General features: G+C 71.8%; 17 protein-coding genes. 11 read left to right on the plus strand and 6 right to left on the minus strand.

The genetic code is table 11. The features are described 5' to 3' along the window. Positions 1-62: 62 nt before the first annotated feature. The 3 genes from EZM51_RS13290 to EZM51_RS13300 all read right to left on the minus strand — a co-directional run bounded on the left by EZM51_RS13290 (position 63) and on the right by EZM51_RS13300 (position 3408). Positions 63-1565, minus strand: coding sequence for an alanine/glycine:cation symporter family protein (locus EZM51_RS13290; protein WP_136708744.1), 1503 nt, complete (start codon positions 1563-1565; stop codon positions 63-65). 83 nt (positions 1566-1648) lie between these two features. After that, positions 1649-2782, minus strand: a complete 1134-nt coding sequence (locus EZM51_RS13295; RefSeq protein ID WP_136708745.1) for a nucleotide disphospho-sugar-binding domain-containing protein — start codon at positions 2780-2782, stop codon at positions 1649-1651. 11 nt (positions 2783-2793) lie between these two features. Beyond that, positions 2794-3408 (minus strand): TetR/AcrR family transcriptional regulator, encoded by a 615-nt coding sequence (locus EZM51_RS13300; protein WP_169053905.1) that lies wholly within the window; start codon positions 3406-3408, stop codon positions 2794-2796. A 157-nt stretch (positions 3409-3565) separates the two neighbouring features. On the opposite strand from EZM51_RS13300, the gene nusA reads away from it, so the two are divergent. The 5 genes from nusA to EZM51_RS13325 all read left to right on the plus strand — a co-directional run bounded on the left by nusA (position 3566) and on the right by EZM51_RS13325 (position 9405). Then, entirely contained in the window at positions 3566-4564 is a 999-nt protein-coding gene (nusA, locus tag EZM51_RS13305; protein ID WP_136708747.1) for a transcription termination factor NusA, read from the plus strand. Between the two features lie 44 nt (positions 4565-4608). Beyond that, the gene (locus EZM51_RS13310; RefSeq protein WP_136708748.1) at positions 4609-4854 is read left to right on the plus strand and encodes a YlxR family protein; all 246 of its coding nucleotides are present in this window, start codon (positions 4609-4611) and stop codon (positions 4852-4854) included. A gap of 87 nt (positions 4855-4941) precedes the next feature. Then, positions 4942-7737 (plus strand): translation initiation factor IF-2, encoded by a 2796-nt coding sequence (gene infB / locus EZM51_RS13315; protein ID WP_136708749.1) that lies wholly within the window; start codon positions 4942-4944, stop codon positions 7735-7737. Between the two features lie 125 nt (positions 7738-7862). After that, complete coding sequence (gene rbfA, locus EZM51_RS13320) at positions 7863-8318, plus strand: 30S ribosome-binding factor RbfA (RefSeq protein ID WP_136708750.1); 456 nt, start codon at positions 7863-7865, stop codon at positions 8316-8318. A 238-nt stretch (positions 8319-8556) separates the two neighbouring features. Then, on the plus strand, positions 8557-9405 hold the full coding sequence (locus EZM51_RS13325; RefSeq protein WP_248305648.1) for a DUF559 domain-containing protein: 849 nt from the start codon (positions 8557-8559) through the stop codon (positions 9403-9405). A gap of 64 nt (positions 9406-9469) precedes the next feature. Here EZM51_RS13325 and EZM51_RS13330 read toward each other — a convergent pair whose 3' ends face one another. Next, on the minus strand, positions 9470-10351 hold the full coding sequence (locus EZM51_RS13330) for an A/G-specific adenine glycosylase (protein WP_136708751.1): 882 nt from the start codon (positions 10349-10351) through the stop codon (positions 9470-9472). 37 nt (positions 10352-10388) lie between these two features. On the opposite strand from EZM51_RS13330, the gene EZM51_RS13335 reads away from it, so the two are divergent. Continuing rightward, positions 10389-10991 (plus strand): hypothetical protein, encoded by a 603-nt coding sequence (locus EZM51_RS13335; protein ID WP_136708752.1) that lies wholly within the window; start codon positions 10389-10391, stop codon positions 10989-10991. Positions 10992-10997: 6 nt separating this feature from the next. Here EZM51_RS13335 and EZM51_RS13340 read toward each other — a convergent pair whose 3' ends face one another. Next, on the minus strand, positions 10998-11993 hold the full coding sequence (locus EZM51_RS13340) for a 2-dehydropantoate 2-reductase (RefSeq protein WP_136708753.1): 996 nt from the start codon (positions 11991-11993) through the stop codon (positions 10998-11000). A gap of 58 nt (positions 11994-12051) precedes the next feature. Between EZM51_RS13340 and truB the strand changes: the two genes are divergently transcribed. The 4 genes from truB to EZM51_RS13360 are packed head-to-tail and all read left to right on the plus strand — an operon-like array spanning position 12052 to position 14749. Continuing rightward, positions 12052-12966 (plus strand): tRNA pseudouridine(55) synthase TruB, encoded by a 915-nt coding sequence (gene truB, locus EZM51_RS13345; RefSeq protein WP_136708754.1) that lies wholly within the window; start codon positions 12052-12054, stop codon positions 12964-12966. Beyond that, on the plus strand, positions 12963-13331 hold the full coding sequence (locus EZM51_RS13350; RefSeq protein WP_136708755.1) for a hypothetical protein: 369 nt from the start codon (positions 12963-12965) through the stop codon (positions 13329-13331). Before truB ends, EZM51_RS13350 begins: the two co-directional genes overlap by 4 nt. 24 nt (positions 13332-13355) lie before the next feature. Then, a complete protein-coding gene (locus EZM51_RS13355; protein WP_136708756.1) occupies positions 13356-13820 on the plus strand; it encodes a hypothetical protein in 465 nt (154 codons plus the stop codon). Next, the gene (locus tag EZM51_RS13360) at positions 13817-14749 is read left to right on the plus strand and encodes a bifunctional riboflavin kinase/FAD synthetase (protein ID WP_136708757.1); all 933 of its coding nucleotides are present in this window, start codon (positions 13817-13819) and stop codon (positions 14747-14749) included. Before EZM51_RS13355 ends, EZM51_RS13360 begins: the two co-directional genes overlap by 4 nt. A 42-nt stretch (positions 14750-14791) precedes the next feature. On the opposite strand, the gene EZM51_RS13365 is transcribed toward EZM51_RS13360, so the two are convergent. After that, a complete protein-coding gene (locus tag EZM51_RS13365; protein WP_136708758.1) occupies positions 14792-15457 on the minus strand; it encodes a hypothetical protein in 666 nt (221 codons plus the stop codon). A 23-nt stretch (positions 15458-15480) separates the two neighbouring features. Between EZM51_RS13365 and EZM51_RS13370 the strand changes: the two genes are divergently transcribed. Beyond that, entirely contained in the window at positions 15481-16698 is a 1218-nt protein-coding gene (locus EZM51_RS13370) for an MFS transporter (RefSeq protein WP_136708759.1), read from the plus strand. The last annotated feature ends 10 nt before the right edge of the window (positions 16699-16708 follow it).

Below are 16708 nucleotides of genomic sequence, written 5' to 3' on the forward strand. Positions count from 1 at the left end.
CGCGCCCCCTTGCGAACGCGCCCGAGATCGTGCTCGGCGAAGGGTCGGGGAGCTGCGCGCGCTCACTCGTGGTGCAGGTGGTCGCGGTGCTTCTCGGCCTGGTGCACCGCCGTGGGCACGTCGATGGGGCCGGTGACCGAGCGCTCGTCGACCCAGCACTCGATGCCCGGGACATCCGGGAGTCGGTCGCGCGTGAAGACGGGGTCGCGCCCCTGCCGTCGCTGGTGCGTGTAGTCGCGGAGCAGCCGGAAGGCGATGCCCGAGAGCAGCCCGATGGCCACGAGGTTCACGAGGGCCATGAGCCCCATCACGCTGTCGGCGGTATTCCAGATGAGGTCGGCCGATGCGATGGATCCGCCGAAGATGGCGACGACGACGAGCACGCGGTAGACCGTGAGCACCGAGCGACGGGTCGTGATGAACTCGATGTTCGACTCGCCGTAGTAGTAGTTGCCGAGGATGGAGCTGAACGCGAGCAGGAACACCACGATCGTGAGGAGCACGCTCGCCCACGCGCCGAGGTTCGAGACGATGGCCTCCTGGGTGAGGCCGATCCCGCGCGTGGCGTTCTCGAGATCGGGGTTCGACATGAGGATGATGAACGCGGTGATCGTGCAGACGAGGAACGTGTCGAAGTAGACGCCGAGGGTCTGCACGAGGCCCTGCTTCACGGGGTGGGTGACCGCGGCGCTCGCGCCGGCGTTCGGTGCCGACCCGAGACCCGCCTCGTTCGAGAACATGCCGCGCTTGACGCCGGTGAGCACGATCGTGCCGAGCGTCGCCCCGAGCAGCTCGTTGAACCCGAACGCCTGCGTGAAGATCGACGCGAACACCTCGGGCACGCGGGTGAGGTTCATCGCGACGATGACGAGGCCCACGAGCAGGTAGATGAGCGCCATGAGGGGTACGACCGCCTGCGTGACGTGCGCGATGCGGCGGACGCCGCCGAAGACGACGAGCCCGGTGAGCACGGCGAGGGCCGCGCCGACGGCCCAGGCGACCCAGTCCGCGGCGCCGTCGGGGGCGATCGTCGAGGTGAAGCTCGCGCTGATGGTGTTGGCCTGCAGCGACGAGAACGCGAACGGGAAGCAGACGATGAGGATGACGGCGAACAGGATGCCCATCCAGCGCGCCCTGAGCCCGCGCTCCATGTAGTAGGCGGGGCCGCCCCGGAAGCCGTCCTTGTCCTTCACCTTGAACAGCTGGCCGAGCGTGGACTCGACGAAGGCCGACGCACCGCCGATGAACGCCATGAGCCACATCCAGAAGATCGCGCCGGGGCCGCCGATCGCGATGGCGGTGCCGACGCCGGCGATGTTGCCGACGCCGACGCGCGACGCCGCCGAGATCGTGAACGCCTGGAACGCCGAGACCGACTGCGGCTCGCCCGATTCGTCGCGCGGTGTCTTGTCGGTGAGGGTGCGCAGCATCTCGGGGATGAGGCGGAACTGCACCACGCCCGATCGCACGGTGAAGTACAGGCCGAGCAGCACCACGATGGGCAGCACGATCCAGGTCCAGAGGGCGTCGCCGCCGGTGAGCACGAGGTCGTTCACGGCATCCATGGGCACAGCATGCCAGTGCGCGGCGACCTCGTCGGGGAGCGCCGCTCGTATCGCGCCGGATGCCGCGATGCGAGCGCCGCCGGTCAGGCGAGACGGGCCGAGCCCCGCGAGCGGTCGCGGGCGACCCGTTCGAGGGCGTCGGCGGCCGAGCCGGCGGCATCCGTCGACCGGATGCGCCCACCGAGGCGCGCTGCGGCGGTGCGGGCGCGCTCGTCGGCGAGCACGTCGGCGACGGCCGCCGCGAACCGCGCCGACGACGACGTGCGGGGGAGCATGCGCCCGGCTCCGGCGGCCTCCACCGACCTCGCGATCATCGGCTGGTCGAGCAACGGGTGCATGGGTACCAGCACGAGCGGCACGTCGTGCGCGAGTGCCCGGAATGTGGTCGAGTGGCCACCGTGCCCGATCACGAGCGACGCCCGCCGGAGGAGGTCGTCATGATCCGCGCGCTCCAGCACGGTCACGTTTCCGGGTACGCGCAACTCGCGGTCGAGCCGCAGCCCGCCGAGGGTGAGCACGCCCCGGACGGGAAGTGCGGCGAGCGCGTCGGCGATTCGCTGGTAGACGTCGGTCTGGCCGGGGAACCAGGTCGTCGACAGGCTGACGACGATGAGCGGCGGTGCCGAGGGGTCGGCAGCCGTGGGCTCGCCCGTCTCGAGTGGTCCCACCCATTCGGCCGCGCGCGCGAGCCCGCTTCGCCGAGCCGCTGCGGGGTCCGACTCCGGATCCGAGGCGACGAGTCGCGCATCCGCGTCGCGCCAGACGGAGAGCGCATCGGTGCCGCGGATCCGGGCGGCCAGGCCCACGGGCCCCCGGCGGAACCCTCGTTCCCAGTACTCCAGGAAGGTGTGGAACAGGAGTGCCACGGGCACGCCCGCTGCCAGGGCCCCGCGCGCCGAGGACGGCATCAGGCAGTCGACGAGTGCGGCGTCGGCGTCCGCGACGGCGCTGCGCACCTCCCGCTCCACCCCTCGGTCGGCGGCGAGCCGCGCGGCGTCCCGGACGGCGGCGGGGACGCTCTGCCGGACGGACCGGTCCCAGAAGTCGAGGGACTCGAGCGGGCGGAACGCGTGGCCGGCAGCTGCGATCCGATCGGCCTGGCGACGCTGGCCGAGCACCTCGACGTGGTGCCCGCGCCGCACGAGTTCGTCGGCGATGCGCAGCGTCGGCGGCACGTTGCCGCCGCCGGCCACGGTGACGATGGCGATGGTGGACATGGTGCTTCCCTTCAGGCCCGGGGGGTTGGCGGGGATTTCTGCTCGATGCGGTCGATGAGGGATGCCACGAGCTCGCGCATGCGGTCGAGGGTCTCGTCGTGACTCCGGCCGAGGTCGCGCCGCCAGAGCTTCCACGTGAAGACATCGGTCGCCGCCACCAACAGGTCGGTCGCGTGCTCGGCGGCGCCGGAATCGAGTGGAGCGAGCGCGCGGGCGAACACGGCGCTCACCCAGTCGCGGTGTGCCTTCTTGCCCCGGGCGACCGCGGTCGCGGCGACGGGTTCCCACCGTTCCTGGCCCAGCAGCAGCAGCATGAGATCACCCCGGTGGTCGTAGTGCTCGACGAGGGCGCGCAACGACGCGGGGATGTCGTCGGGGTCGGCGAGCCGCTCGGCGATCACGTCGTCGCCGGTGCGCTCGATGGCCGCGGCGAAGACGCCGTCGCGCGACCCGAACGCGCGGAGCACCGTCTGCACCGCGACCCCGGCGCGCTCCGCGATGGCGGGCAGCGTGCAGGCGGCGAGGGGGCGCTCGGCCGCGAGCGCGACGACCGAATCGAGGATCCGGAGCCGCGTCTGCTCGGCCTGCTCCGCCCGGGCTCGCATGGTGTAGGTGCGTGTCGCCATTTTCATGTCAATAGCCATTAACACCGAATGGTGATTTCATGTCAATACCCATGAACATGGAATTGCATCCGCGGATGTCGAGGGCCCGCGACATCCGGTACCGTAGAGTGTCCGCTCCGAGGGGAAGCGGCTGAGAGCTGAATAGAGGAGGCCGGCGATGGATATCGACCTCAGCGTGCTCCGCATGATGGAGCGCGAGAAGGAGATCCCGTTCGACGAACTGGTGCAGATCATCGAGCAGGCGATCCTGATGGCCTACCTGAAGCACACCAACCCCGCGCAGCACGGGCACACGAATCCCAACGGCGCACGCGCCCACCTCGACCGCAAGACGGGTCACGTCTCGATCTTCGTGCCCGAGCTCGACGAGGAGGGCAACGTCATCGGCGAAGCCGAGGACAGTCCGAGCGACTTCGGGCGCATCGCCGCGTTCGCCGCCAAGCAGGTGATCAACCAGCGACTGCGCGACCTGGCCGACGACGCCGTGCTCGGCGAGTTCCGCGGGCGCGAGGGCGACATCGTCGCCGGGATCATCCAGCAGGGGCCGAACCCGCGAATGGTGCACATCGACCTCGGCACCGTCGAGGCGATCCTGCCGCCGGAGGAGCAGGTGCCCGGCGAGGAGTATCCGCACGGCCAGCGCATCCGCGTCTACGTCACCAGCGTCGCGAAGGGGGCGAAGGGCCCGTCGATCACGGTCTCGCGCACGCACCCCGCGCTCGTGCGCAAGCTGTTCGCGCTCGAGGTTCCCGAGATCGCCTCGGGCGTGGTCGAGATCGTGTCGCTCGCCCGTGAGGCGGGCCACCGCACCAAGATCGCGGTGCGCGCGAACCAGCCCGGCGTCAACGCCAAGGGCGCCTGCATCGGCGAGCTCGGCCAGCGCGTGCGCGCCGTCACCGCGGAGCTCGGCAACGAGAAGATCGACATCGTTGACTGGAACGACGACCTGGCGACGTTCGTGGCGAGCGCGCTGAGCCCCGCGAAGGTCACCAAGGCGTTCGTCATCGACGATTCGACGCGGGCCGTGCGTGCACTCGTGCCCGACTACCAGCTGTCGCTGGCGATCGGCAAGGAGGGGCAGAACGCCCGGCTCGCGGCCAAGCTGACCGGGGCGAAGATCGACATCCAGCCCGACTCGATCGTCGAGTCGAACTGAGGCCGCTCGGGGGCGTCGGCGGGCGTACCGCCCGGAGGTGTAGGATGGAACCCGTCAGAACGTGCATCGGATGCCGTTCTCGTGCCCCGCGATCCTCACTTCTGAGGGTCGTTCTCCGGAACTCCCAGGTCGTCGCCGATGATTCGGCTGTGCTTCCGGGCAGGGGTGCGTGGCTTCATCCGACGCTCGAGTGCTACCGGCTCGCCGTGCGGCGACGCGCCTTCGGACGCGCACTCCGCATCCGCGGCGAGGTGGACACCAGCAATGTAGAGAACAGGCTGAACGGCTAATGGACAACTCATGAGCGGCTCGAAATGAGACCCGTCCGTCATTGATGGTCCATCCCTGTTTCGGGGTGGGCCCGGAACAGGAGAGAAGTGGCTGCGAAACCACGCGTACACGAGATCGCATCCGAACTCGGTGTCGACAGCAAGATCGCCCTTGAGAAGCTCAAGGAGATGGGCGAGTACGTCAAGGGACCCTCGTCCAGCATCGAACCCCCCGTCGCGCGCCGACTGAAGGCTGCGCTCGAGGCGGCCGGCGCTGCCGCGAAGGCGGCGCCCGCGGCTGCGGCGCCCGCGAAGGCGACCACCGCCGGCGCGAAGCCGGGCATGAAGCCCGGTCCTCGCCCGGCCCCCAAGGCGGAGGCCGCGCCGGCTCCGACGGCCCCGGCCGAGGCGCCGATGACGGTCGCCGAGCGCCAGGCGCAGGCCGAGGAGAAGGCGGCGCAGGCCGCGGCCGAGAAGGCCGCCGCCGAGAAGGCGGCTCCGGCCGCGCCCGCCGCCGAGGCCGCGAAGCCCGCTGCGTCGAGCGACGTCGCGAAGCCCGCCACGCCCAAGCCGGGCGGCGCCATCCCGCGTCCCGCGCCGCGTCCCGGCGCGCCGCGTCCCGGCAACAACCCCTTCTCGAGCTCGCAGGGCATGGGCTCACGCCCCGCCCAGCCGCGCCCGGGCAACAACCCCTTCTCGAGCTCGCAGGGCATGGGCCAGCGCCCGAGCCCCGGCAACATCCCGCGCCCCCAGGCCCCGCGGCCCGGCTCCCCGCGTCCCGGCGGACCCCGTCCGGCAGGCGCCGGCGGTCGTCCGGGTGGCGGTGGCTTCCAGCGTCCGGGCGGCGGCGGGGGCGGTGCCGGAGCACGTCCCGGCGGCCCCGGCGGCTTCCAGCGTCCCGGCGGGGCGGGCGGCTTCGGCGGCCCGCGTCCCGGCGGCGGCGGTGGCCGTGGTCGCGGCCCCGGCGGCGGCACGGCCGGAGCGTTCGGCCGCGGTGGCGGCAAGAGCAAGGCCCGCAAGTCGAAGCGCACGAAGCGGCAGGAATTCGAGATGCGGGAGGCTCCGTCGCTGGGCGGCGTGAGCGTTCCCCGCGGTGACGGCAACACCGTCATCCGACTGCGCCGAGGCGCCTCGATCTCCGATTTCGCCGACAAGATCGACGCCAACCCGGGTTCGCTCGTCACGGTGCTCTTCCACCTCGGCGAGATGGCCACCGCGACGGAGTCGCTCGACGAGGCCACCTTCGAGGTGCTCGGCGCCGAGCTCGGCTACAAGATCCAGGTCGTCTCCCCGGAAGACGAGGACCGCGAGCTCCTCGGGGGCTTCGACATCGACCTCGATGCCGAGCTCGAGGGCGAGAGCGACGAGGATCTCGAGGCGCGTCCGCCGGTCGTCACCGTCATGGGCCACGTCGACCACGGTAAGACGCGACTTCTCGACGCCATCCGCAACGCGAACGTCGTCGCGGGCGAGGCCGGCGGCATCACCCAGCACATCGGTGCGTACCAGGTGCACACCGAGCACGAGGGCATGGAGCGCGCGATCACCTTCATCGATACTCCGGGCCACGAGGCGTTCACCGCCATGCGTGCCCGTGGTGCCCAGGTGACCGACATCGCGATCCTCGTGGTCGCGGCCGACGACGGCATCATGCCGCAGACGATCGAGGCGCTGAACCACGCGCAGTCGGCGAACGTGCCGGTCGTGGTCGCGGTGAACAAGATCGACAAGCCCGACGCGAATCCCGCCAAGGTGCGCCAGCAGCTCACCGAGTTCGGCCTCGTGGCCGAGGAGTACGGCGGCGACGTCATGTTCGTCGACGTGTCGGCACGCGAGAACATCGGCATCCAGGAGCTGCTCGACGCGGTGCTCCTGACCGCCGACGCCGGGCTCGACCTGCGCGCGAACCCCGACAAGGACGCGCGAGGCGTCGCCATCGAGGCGAAGCTCGACAAGGGCCGCGGTGCCGTGGCGACCGTGCTCATCCAGTCGGGCACGCTCCGGGTCGGCGACGCGATCGTCGCGGGCACGGCCTATGGCCGAGTGCGCGCGATGACCGACGAGAACGGCGACCCCGTGCTCGCCGCGACGCCGTCGCGTCCCGTCCAGGTCCAGGGCCTCTCGAGCGTTCCGCGAGCCGGTGACACCTTCCTCGTGACCGAGGAGGACCGCACCGCCCGCCAGATCGCCGAGAAGCGCGAGGCCGCCGAGCGCAACGCGCAGCTGGCGAAGGCCCGCAAGCGCATCTCGCTCGAGGACTTCACGCGTGCGCTCGAGGAGGGCAAGGTCGAGGCGCTCAACCTCATCATCAAGGGCGACGTGTCGGGTGCCGTCGAGGCGCTCGAGGAATCGCTCATGAAGATCGAGGTCGACGACTCGGTGCAGTTGCGCATCCTCCACCGCGGTGTGGGTGCCGTCACCGAGAGCGACATCGACCTGGCGACGATCGACAACGCGATCGTCATCGGGTTCAACGTGCGACCCGACGTGAAGGCGCGCGAGCGCGCCGCGCGCGAGGGCGTCGACGTGCGCTTCTACAACGTCATCTACAACGCGATCGACGACATCGAGAACTCGCTCAAGGGCATGCTCAAGCCCGAGTTCGAAGAGGTGCAGTCGGGTGTCGCCGAGATCCGCGAGGTGTTCCGCTCCTCGAAGTTCGGCAACATCGCCGGTGTCATCGTGCGGTCGGGAACGATCACGCGCAACGCCAAGGCTCGTGTCATCCGCGATGGCGTCGTGGTGGGCGACAACCTCGCCATCGAGTCGCTGCGCCGGTTCAAGGACGACGTCACCGAGGTCCGCACGGACTTCGAGGCGGGCATCGGCCTCGGCAAGTACAACGACATCCAGGTCGGTGACGAGATCGAGACCATCGAGATGCGGGAGAAGCCCCGCGCCTAGGTGCTCGAGGGTCGGGGTCCCGCTCTCTTCCCGAGTGAAGAGCGGGGCCCCTTCCCCGATTCACTCGGGAAGAGAGCGGGACCCCGCCGGCGCAAGCCGGCGCGTGGTGAGAGAAGGGCAGAGGAATGGCCGATCCGGCACGGGCCAGGAAGATGGCCGACCGTATCAAGGAGATCGTCGCGCGACGTCTCGACAAGGGACTCCGCGACCCGCGGCTCGGCTTCGTGACGATCACCGACGTGCGCGTCACGGGCGACCTGCAGCACGCGAGCATCTTCTACACGGTGTACGGCTCCGACGAGGAGCGCCGCGACTCGGCGCTCGCGCTCAAGGCGGCCACCGGGATGCTCCGCAGCGAGGTCGGCCGCAACATCACCGCGCGGCTCACCCCGTCGCTCGAGTTCATCCCCGATGCGATCCCCGAGAACGCCGAGCACATCGAGGCGCTCCTCCGCGAGGCGCGCACCCGTGACGCCGAGACGTCGGTGCTCGCCTCGACGGCGGCGTACGCCGGCGAGGCCGACCCCTACGTGAAGCCGCGCGATCTCGAGGACGACGACGAGGAGCCCGGCAGCCGCTGAGCCGCCCGCTCCGGATGTCGCGGCAACTCGTCCGCGCAACCGAGGAGATCCGGGGCATTCGAGGTCGGCCTCGGCCGACCGGTCCTCGGTTATCGCGATCTCCTCGGATGCGCGAGCGCCTGGTGCGGGAACGGGCGGTGCGCGAGCACTCGTCCTCCCCAGTCGCCGGGCTGCCCGATCCGTGCGACCGCCCGCCCGCAGCAGGCCGCGTGGACGCGTCGGCATCGAGACTGGTCGGGTGACGTCGCTCCCATCGAAGACCTCCCTCGCCGTCGATGCCGTGCGGAAGGCGGGTGGTGTCGCGCGCACGCCACGCCTCATCGCCGACGGGCACTCCCCGTACGTCATCGCGCACACCGTTGCGGACCATGCACTCGTGCGAGTGCGCCGGGGCTGGGTCGCGCAGCCCGACGCCGACGACGACCTCGTCGGTGCCGCGAAGCGGGGCGTCGTGCTCACGTGCGTGACCCAGGCACGCCGGCTCGGACTCTGGGTGCTCGACGAGACGAAACCGCATGTCGGGGCGCCCGCTCACGCCGGCCTCGTGCACGCCGACGACCGCCACGTGCACTGGGCCCGACCGGTGGTGCCGCGCCAACCCGATGCACTCGTCGACCCCATCGAGAACGTCCTCGCACTCGTCGCCGACTGCCGGCCACGCGACCATGCGCTGGCCGTCTGGGAGTCGGCGTTGCAGAAGGGACTCGTCAGCATCGAGGCGATGCGGCGCCTCGACCTGGGTCCGGCCGCGCGGTTGCTCTGCGAGATCGCGTCGCCGTGGTCGGACTCCGGACTCGAGAGCTTCGTCGTGCCGAGGCTGCGGTGGCTGCGCCTTCCCATCGTGCCGCAGGCGTGGATCGCGGGTCATCGCGTCGATTTCCTCATCGGCGAGCGGCTCGTGCTGCAGATCGACGGTGGTCATCATGTGGGGCCGCAGCGCGACTCGGACATCGCCCACGATGCCGCGCTCATGCTCATGGGCTACCACGTGGTGCGCGTCGGATACCGCGCGGTCGTCGAGCGGTGGCACGAGGTCCAGGACGTCGTCATGCGCGCCGTCGCTCAGGGGCTCCACCGCGCGGCGTGACCCAGCCGCAACCCGTGCGGCACCGATCGACCAACATGCTCCGGATGCGCGACGGGCCACCCGGCTAGGCGACGGGCAGTGCGAGCGCGCCGTCATCGACCGCCAGCCCGTCGTCGACGAGGCTCGCGATCGCGCGCTCGAGTTGCGCGGCATCCGGCCACAGCCCCTCGAGCTCGCCGCGCGCGACCGGTCGGTGCGCCGCGCGCAGCTCGCGCATGACGAGCCCGCGCACCTGCCGGTCGGAGCCCTCGAATCGCGACTGCACCGCTCGCCGCGGCCCGCGGTACACCGGGAAGCCCGCCGCGCGCCACGCGCACGACTCCGCGATCGGGCATGCGTCGCAGCGCGGGGAGCGCGCCGTGCACACCGTGGCGCCGAGTTCCATCGCCGCCGCGTTGAAGATGCGCGCCGCGGCATCCGATTCGGGCAGGAGCGCCGACATCGTCGCGAGGTCGCGCGCCGTCGACGGCGGCCCGGATTCGGACTGCCCGAGCACCGCGCGCGCGATGACGCGCCGGGTGTTGGTGTCGACCACCGGATGCCGCTTCCCGAACGCGAAGGCGGCGACGGCCCGCGCCGTGTACGGCCCGACGCCCTGCAGGGCGAGGAGGTCGTCGAGCGCCGAAGGCACCTCGCCGCCGTGCCGCTCGACGATCTCGACGGCCGCGCGGTGCAGCCACAGCGGCCGCCGCGGGTAGCCGAGTCGGTCCCAGGCGCGCACCGCCTCGGCGGGCGGCTCGGCGGCGAGCGAGGCGGGGGTGGGCCACCGCGCGATCCACGCCTCCCAGCGCGGCACGACGCGTGCGACCTGGGTCTGCTGCAGCATGAACTCGCTGACGAGCACGGCCCACGGGGACACCTCGGCGGCGCGCCAGGGCAGCGGACGTGCGGCATCCGCGAACCATCGGTTCAGCTCGGCCGCGAGGTCGGCATCGGAACGCGGCATCCCCTCAGCCTAGGTCCGGCGCACTACGATCCTTGCCATGGAACTGGTCACCACGCCGCGCGTCACGTTCCTCAGGGGGCTCGCCGACGAGATCATGCAGCACCACGGACGCGGCCGCACGATCGTCGCGATCGACGGTCCGCTGCAGACTGGCAAGACGCGGTTCGCCGACGACCTCGCGGCGGTGCTCCGCGAGCGGGGCCACCGGGTGTTCCGCGCGAGCATGGAGGGCTTCCACCGATCGCGGGAGGCGCAGGACGAGTTCGGCGAGGACACGCCCGCCCGGTACTACCACTACGGCTTCGACGAGTCGGCCCTGCGTCGCGTGCTCGTCGAGCCGTTTCGGATGGGTGGGTCGACGGCGTTCGTGACGAGCACGTTCGACCCGGCCCGCGACACCTGGGTCGAGCCGAAGTGGATCACCGGGCCCGCCGACGCGATCCTCGTGATCGACGGCCGCTTCCTGCTGCGGTCGCGGCTCAGCGACCTGTGGGACGTGCGGATCGCGCTCGACGGCGAGCCCACCGATCCGGCCGACGTGCTCGCATACGCCGAGACCGACCCGCGGCTCGTGGCCTCGGCGGTCGTGGACGATCGCGACCCCGAACATCCGAAACGCCGGTACTTCGACAGCTGCTGACCGCGCTCACCCCGGCACGGCGGCGAGCACGCGCGCGTCGGGCAGGTGCGATCCGGTCGCCTCGACCTCGTGCACCAGTTCGGTGAGCGCCGCGTTGACGGGCGCGTCGAGGCCGGCGGCGGATGCCTCGCGCACGACGGCCCCGTTGAGGTAGTCGACCTCGGTCGGCTGGCCGCGACGCAGGCTCTGCTGCGTCGACCCCAGGTTCGGCACGCTGCCCATGCGCACGCGCATGAGCCATGGCAGGAGCTGCCCGAGACCGAGCGGCAGTCGCGCGAACAACCGCAGCCGCCGGTCGCCGAGCCCCTGCAGCGACCCGAACCGGATGCCGCGGGCGATGCCCACTCGCACCGCCTCGCGCATCGACGCGGCGACGACCCGGCGCAGGCGGCGGTCGTCGACGACGTCCTGCACGCTGCGACCGACGATCGCCGGCACGGCGTTCAGCATGTTGACGATGAGCTTCGTCCACTGCGCGCCGCGGAACCCGCCGATCGCGACGACGGGGACCGCCTCGGAGAGCAGGGCGGCGGTGCGGCGGCTCTCCTCGTCGGGCGGGCCGTCGCCGCGCCCGAGGTAGCTCGTCGCCGGTGTCGTGACCCGCACCACCCCCGGCTCGGTGTAGTTCGCGGCGATGATCGACAAGAGGCCCATGCACGACGAGTGCGGGAGGAGCCGCTCGGCGGTCGCGACGCCCTCGAGCCCGTTCTGCACGACGACGACGGGCACGCCGTCGACGGTCGCGGCGTTCGCGCCGATCGCGGCCGCCGCGTCCTGCGCCTTGGTGCACACGAGCACCAGGTCGGGACGTCTCGTCAGCACCTCCGACGCGGCGACGCGCGCCTGCGTCTCGCCGTAGCCGCCGCTCAGCCGGATCCCGCCCGAGCGGATCGCCTCGAGCCCAACGCCGCGGGCCGTCACCTCGACCTCGTGTCCCGCCCGCGCGAGCAGCGCCGCGAACGTGCCGCCGAGCGCGCCGGCGCCGATGATCCCGATCCTCACCCTCCCAGCGTAGGGGCGGACCGGCCCCCGGGCGGTCGGGCGTGCCCGGACTGTTAGCCTGTACGGCGTGAACAGCGGCATCCTCCTCGTCGACAAGCCGAAGGGGATCACCAGCCACGACGTCGTGGCCCGCACGCGCCGCCTCGCCGGTACCCGCAAGGTCGGCCACGCGGGCACCCTCGATCCGATGGCCACGGGGCTGCTCGTCCTCGGCGTGAACCACGCGACGAGGCTCCTCCACCACCTCGTCGGCCTCGACAAGGAGTACCTCGCCACCATCCGGCTCGGCTTGGGCACGACGACCGACGACGCCGAGGGCGAACCGCTCGCCGCGGCATCCGCCGACCGGCTCGACGCGGCGACCGAGGAGGCCGTCGCGGCCGGCATGCGACGGCTCACGGGCGTCATCGAGCAGGTCCCGAGCGCCGTGAGCGCCGTGAAGGTGGCGGGCAAGCGCGCCTACCAGCGCGTGCGCGACGGTGAAGAGGTGACGCTCGCCGCGCGCACCGTGACGGTCGCGGCGTTCGACCTGCTCGCGGTACGCCGCGGCGACGAGTTCGTCGACGCCGACGTGCGCGTCGAATGCTCGTCGGGCACGTACGTCCGTGCGCTCGCCCGCGATCTCGGCGAGCACCTCGGCACGGGCGGCCACCTCACCGCGCTGCGCCGCACCCGGATCGGCGCCTTCGACGTCGACGAGGCGGCCGTGCTCGAGGAGCTGGACGTCGCGGCCTCGCTCGTGAGCCCGGCGGATGCCGCGAGGCGGGCGCTGCCCGTCGTGCACCTCACGGCGCAGCAGGCGACCGACCTGGGTCACGGCAAGCGCATCGAGGCATCCGGAGCCCCGGCGTTGTCGCCGGGCGACGCCATCGCCGCGATCGGCCCCGACGGGCGGCTCGTCGCGATCGTCGAGCGACGAGGGGACACCCTGAAGGTCGTGACCGGGTTCCCACCCGAGGAGGCGGACGCATGATCGACTGGTTCACGTGGGTGCAGCTCGCGGTCGCCGTCACGGCCGGCCTCCTCTGCATCGTGCTCGGCCTCGCGGGACGCGCGCCGAACGACGTCACGAACGGCGCGCTCGCACTCGTCGAGGTGCTGCTCGTGGTGCAGCTCGTCGTCGCCATCGCGGCGCCCGCGTTCGGCAACGAGGCGACCGGTAGCCTCCTCGAGTTCTACACGTACCTCGTCGGCGCGCTGCTGCTGCCGCCCGCCGCGATCTTCTGGGGGCTGCTCGAGCGCAGCCGCTGGTCGACCGTGGTGCTGGGGGTCGCCGCGCTCGCCGTCGCGGTCATGGTGTACCGCATGCTGCAGATCTGGACCGTGCAGCAGGCCTAGCCGCGTCTGAGAGAATCGAACGACATGACCAACGTGCAGAGTGCCCGGCCCGAGACCGATCGCAGGCGCCGGATGAGCGGCATCGGGCGCGTGCTCGTGGCCGTCTACGGCGTGCTCGCGCTCGCCGCGCTGGGCCGATCCTTCGTGCAGATCGTCGCGAAGTTCGACGAGGCGCCGCTCGCCTACGCGCTCTCCGCGCTCGCGGCGGCCGTGTACGTCGTCGCGACCGTCGCGCTCGTGCGCTCCGGTCGAGGCTGGTATCGCGTCGCCTGGGCGACGATCGTCTTCGAATTCACGGGGGTCCTCGTGATCGGGACGCTCAGCATCGTGTACCCCGACCTCTTCCCCCATGACACGGTGTGGTCGTGGTTCGGTCGCGGCTACCTGTTCATCCCGCTGGTGCTGCCCGTGCTCGGCATGTGGTGGCTCGCGAAGCATCGTCCGCCGGCTGCGCCGAGCCGGGGCGCGAACGGGGCGGATGCCGCGTGAGGACGTTCAAGGGACTCGGCGCCGTCCCGCCGGGCTTCGGGCCGAGCGTGGTGACGATCGGCAAGTTCGACGGCGTGCACGTGGGCCACCGTGCGGTCATCGACCGGGTGCACGATATCGCCGCGGCCGAGGACCTGCGCTCGGTCGTCGTGACGTTCGACCGCAATCCGCTCGAGCTCCTCGCGCCCGACAAGTGCCCCGAGTCGCTCGTGAGCGTGCGGCAGAAACTCGAGCTCATCGGCTCGACGGGAGTGGATGCCACGCTCCTGCTGCCGTTCGACCGGGCGCTCGCGTCGGTGCCCGCGACCGAGTTCGTCGAGCGCGTGCTCGTCGACGCGCTGCACGCGAAGGCCGTGCTCGTGGGCAGCGACTTCCGCTACGGGGCACGCGGTGCCGGTGACGTCGACCTCCTCGTCGACCTCGGCGCGACGTTCGGCTTCCGGGTCGAGGTCGTCGACGACGTGCGTCCCGAGTCGGGACGCCGGGTCTCCTCCACGTGGATCCGCGAGCTCCTCGCGGAGGGCGACGTGCGGCAGGCGACGGAGCTCCTCGGCCACACGCCGACGGTCTCGGGCCTCGTCGTGCACGGCGCGAAGCGCGGTCGCGAGCTCGGATTCCCGACCGCGAACCTCAGTCCCGAGTCGGAGGGGCTGATCCCCGCCGACGGCGTCTACGCCGGTTGGCTCACGGATGCGGGCACCCGGTATCCGGCGGCCATCTCGGTCGGCGACAACCCGACGTTCGAGGGCGTGCCGAAGAAGCAGGTCGAGGCCTACGTGCTCGATCGCGACCTCGATCTCTACGATCACGTCGTCGACGTCGAGTTCGTCGAGCGCCTCCGCGGCATGGTCGCCTTCACGAGCGTCCCCGACCTCGTCGAGACCATGCGCGACGACGTCGATCGCGCCCGCGCGGTGCTCGCCGACTGAGTCGCCACCGGGTCGGTCGCCGCCGGGTCAGTCGCCTCCGACTCAGTCCTCGTCGGGTTCGCCCTCGCGCGCCGGTCCGGGTGCGGCGTCGCCGATGCCGGCGAGGAACCGGATGAGCTCGCGTGCCGTGCCGGCGAGCGCCGGTCCGTGACCGATGGTCCAGCCGGCATCCGTCGCGTGCAGGCTGTGGCCCGAGATGACGGCCCGGATCGGCGTCGGGGCGGCGGCCGCCCGGCGCAGTGCCACGGCTCCCGACGCGAGCGCCGGCACGGCCAGGTCGGCGCCGAGCGCGTCGCCGACGAGGACCGCCGCGACGACGGCGTCGTCGAGTTCGACGAGGCGGGTGGGTTGCCGGCGGTCGGTGATGTGCGTCGCGCGGGACTCCAGCGCGAATGCGGCGCGGGTCGGCGCGTCGGGGGTGACGGCGGGAGCGTGGGGATCCGCCTGCATGCCGAGGGCGCGCTGCGCCGCGTCGAGCGTGCGGCGTACGGGGCGCCGATCGAAGCCGGCGACGAGGTGCTCGACGACCGCCGCGACCGTGCCGCCGTCGTCGGTGGGTGCGGTCCACCCCGGTTCTCCGACGGCGCGGAGCGCGCGGGCGATCTCGCGCAGCACGGCCGCCGTAGGCGCTCGTCGGTCGCTCGTCACGTCGCGTTCGTCGGCGCGCGGCCGTTGACTGAGCGGGAGGTAGCGGGCGAAGTCGGCCACGCCACCAGCCTAGACTCGTGATGATGCACCCGATCCAGCCCCGTCCGTTGTGGGCCGGGCGAACGCTCGCGCTGGTCGGCATCGTGCTCGTCGCCTTCAACCTCCGAACGGCCGTGGCCTCGCTGTCGCCGATCATCGTGCAACTCGAGCGCGACGTGGCGCTCTCACCCGTGATCGTGGGCCTGCTCGGCATGCTCCCGCCCCTCTGCTACGCCGTCTTCGGCATCGCCACGCCGGGCTTCGCCAAACGCGTCGGCCTCGAGATCGCGCTCATCGGGTCGCTCGTGGCGCTCGCCATCGGCCTTGCCGGACGCGGGCTCGCCGGTGACGCGCTGTGGCTGGTGGCCGCCAGCATGCTCACGTTCGCGGCGATCGGCGTCGGCAATGTGCTGCTGCCGCCCCTCGTGAAGCGCTACTTCCCCGACCGGATCGGGCTCATGACGACCCTGTACGTGACGGCGATGTCGGTGAGCACGTTCACGCCGCCGCTCATCGCCGTGCCGGTGGCGGATGCCGCGGGCTGGCGGGTCTCGCTCGGCCTCTGGGCGGTCGTGGCCGCCGTCGCGCTGCTGCCGTGGCTCGCGCTCCTCGTGCATCCGCGCCGGCAGGCCGCCGAAGTTCTGCCCGAGGGCGCGGCGCCCGGGCTGCTCCGCTTCGCGCTGCGCTCGCCGCTGGCCTGGGCCGTCACGATCCTCTTCATGGTGTCGGGTTTCAACGCGTACGCGGTGTTCGCGTGGCTGCCCTCGATCCTGGGCGACATCGCGGGCACCACGCCCGCGGAGTCGGGCGCGCTGCTCTCGCTCTTCGCCGCCATGGGCCTGCCGGCCGGCCTCGTGATTCCCATCATCGCGGCTCGGCATGGGAAGGTGCGGCTCCTCGTCGGCATCGCATCGACCGCGATCGTGGTGGGCTACGCGGGCCTGATCCTGGCTCCCACCTTCGAGACCTGGCTGTGGGTGGCGATCGCCGGCATCGGACCGCTGCTCTTCCCGCTCTCGCTCGTGCTCGTCAACCTTCGCACGCGTACGCACGAGGGCGCGGTCGCCCTGTCGGGGTTCGTGCAGTCGGTGGGCTACCTGATGGTCGCGGTCGGCCCATTCGCAGTCGGCCTGCTGCACGACGTGACCGGCGGCTGGCTCTGGCCGCTCCTGTTCCTGCTCGGCTCTGCGGTGCCCGCCGCGATCGCCGGTCTCGTCGCGTCACGGCCGAGGTACCTCGAGGACGAGCACGCGGAGGCGTGACCTCGCGCAC

Origin of the sequence: Agromyces sp. H66 (assembly GCF_004959775.1) — a bacterium.
In the GTDB taxonomy this organism is placed as follows: domain Bacteria; phylum Actinomycetota; class Actinomycetes; order Actinomycetales; family Microbacteriaceae; genus Agromyces.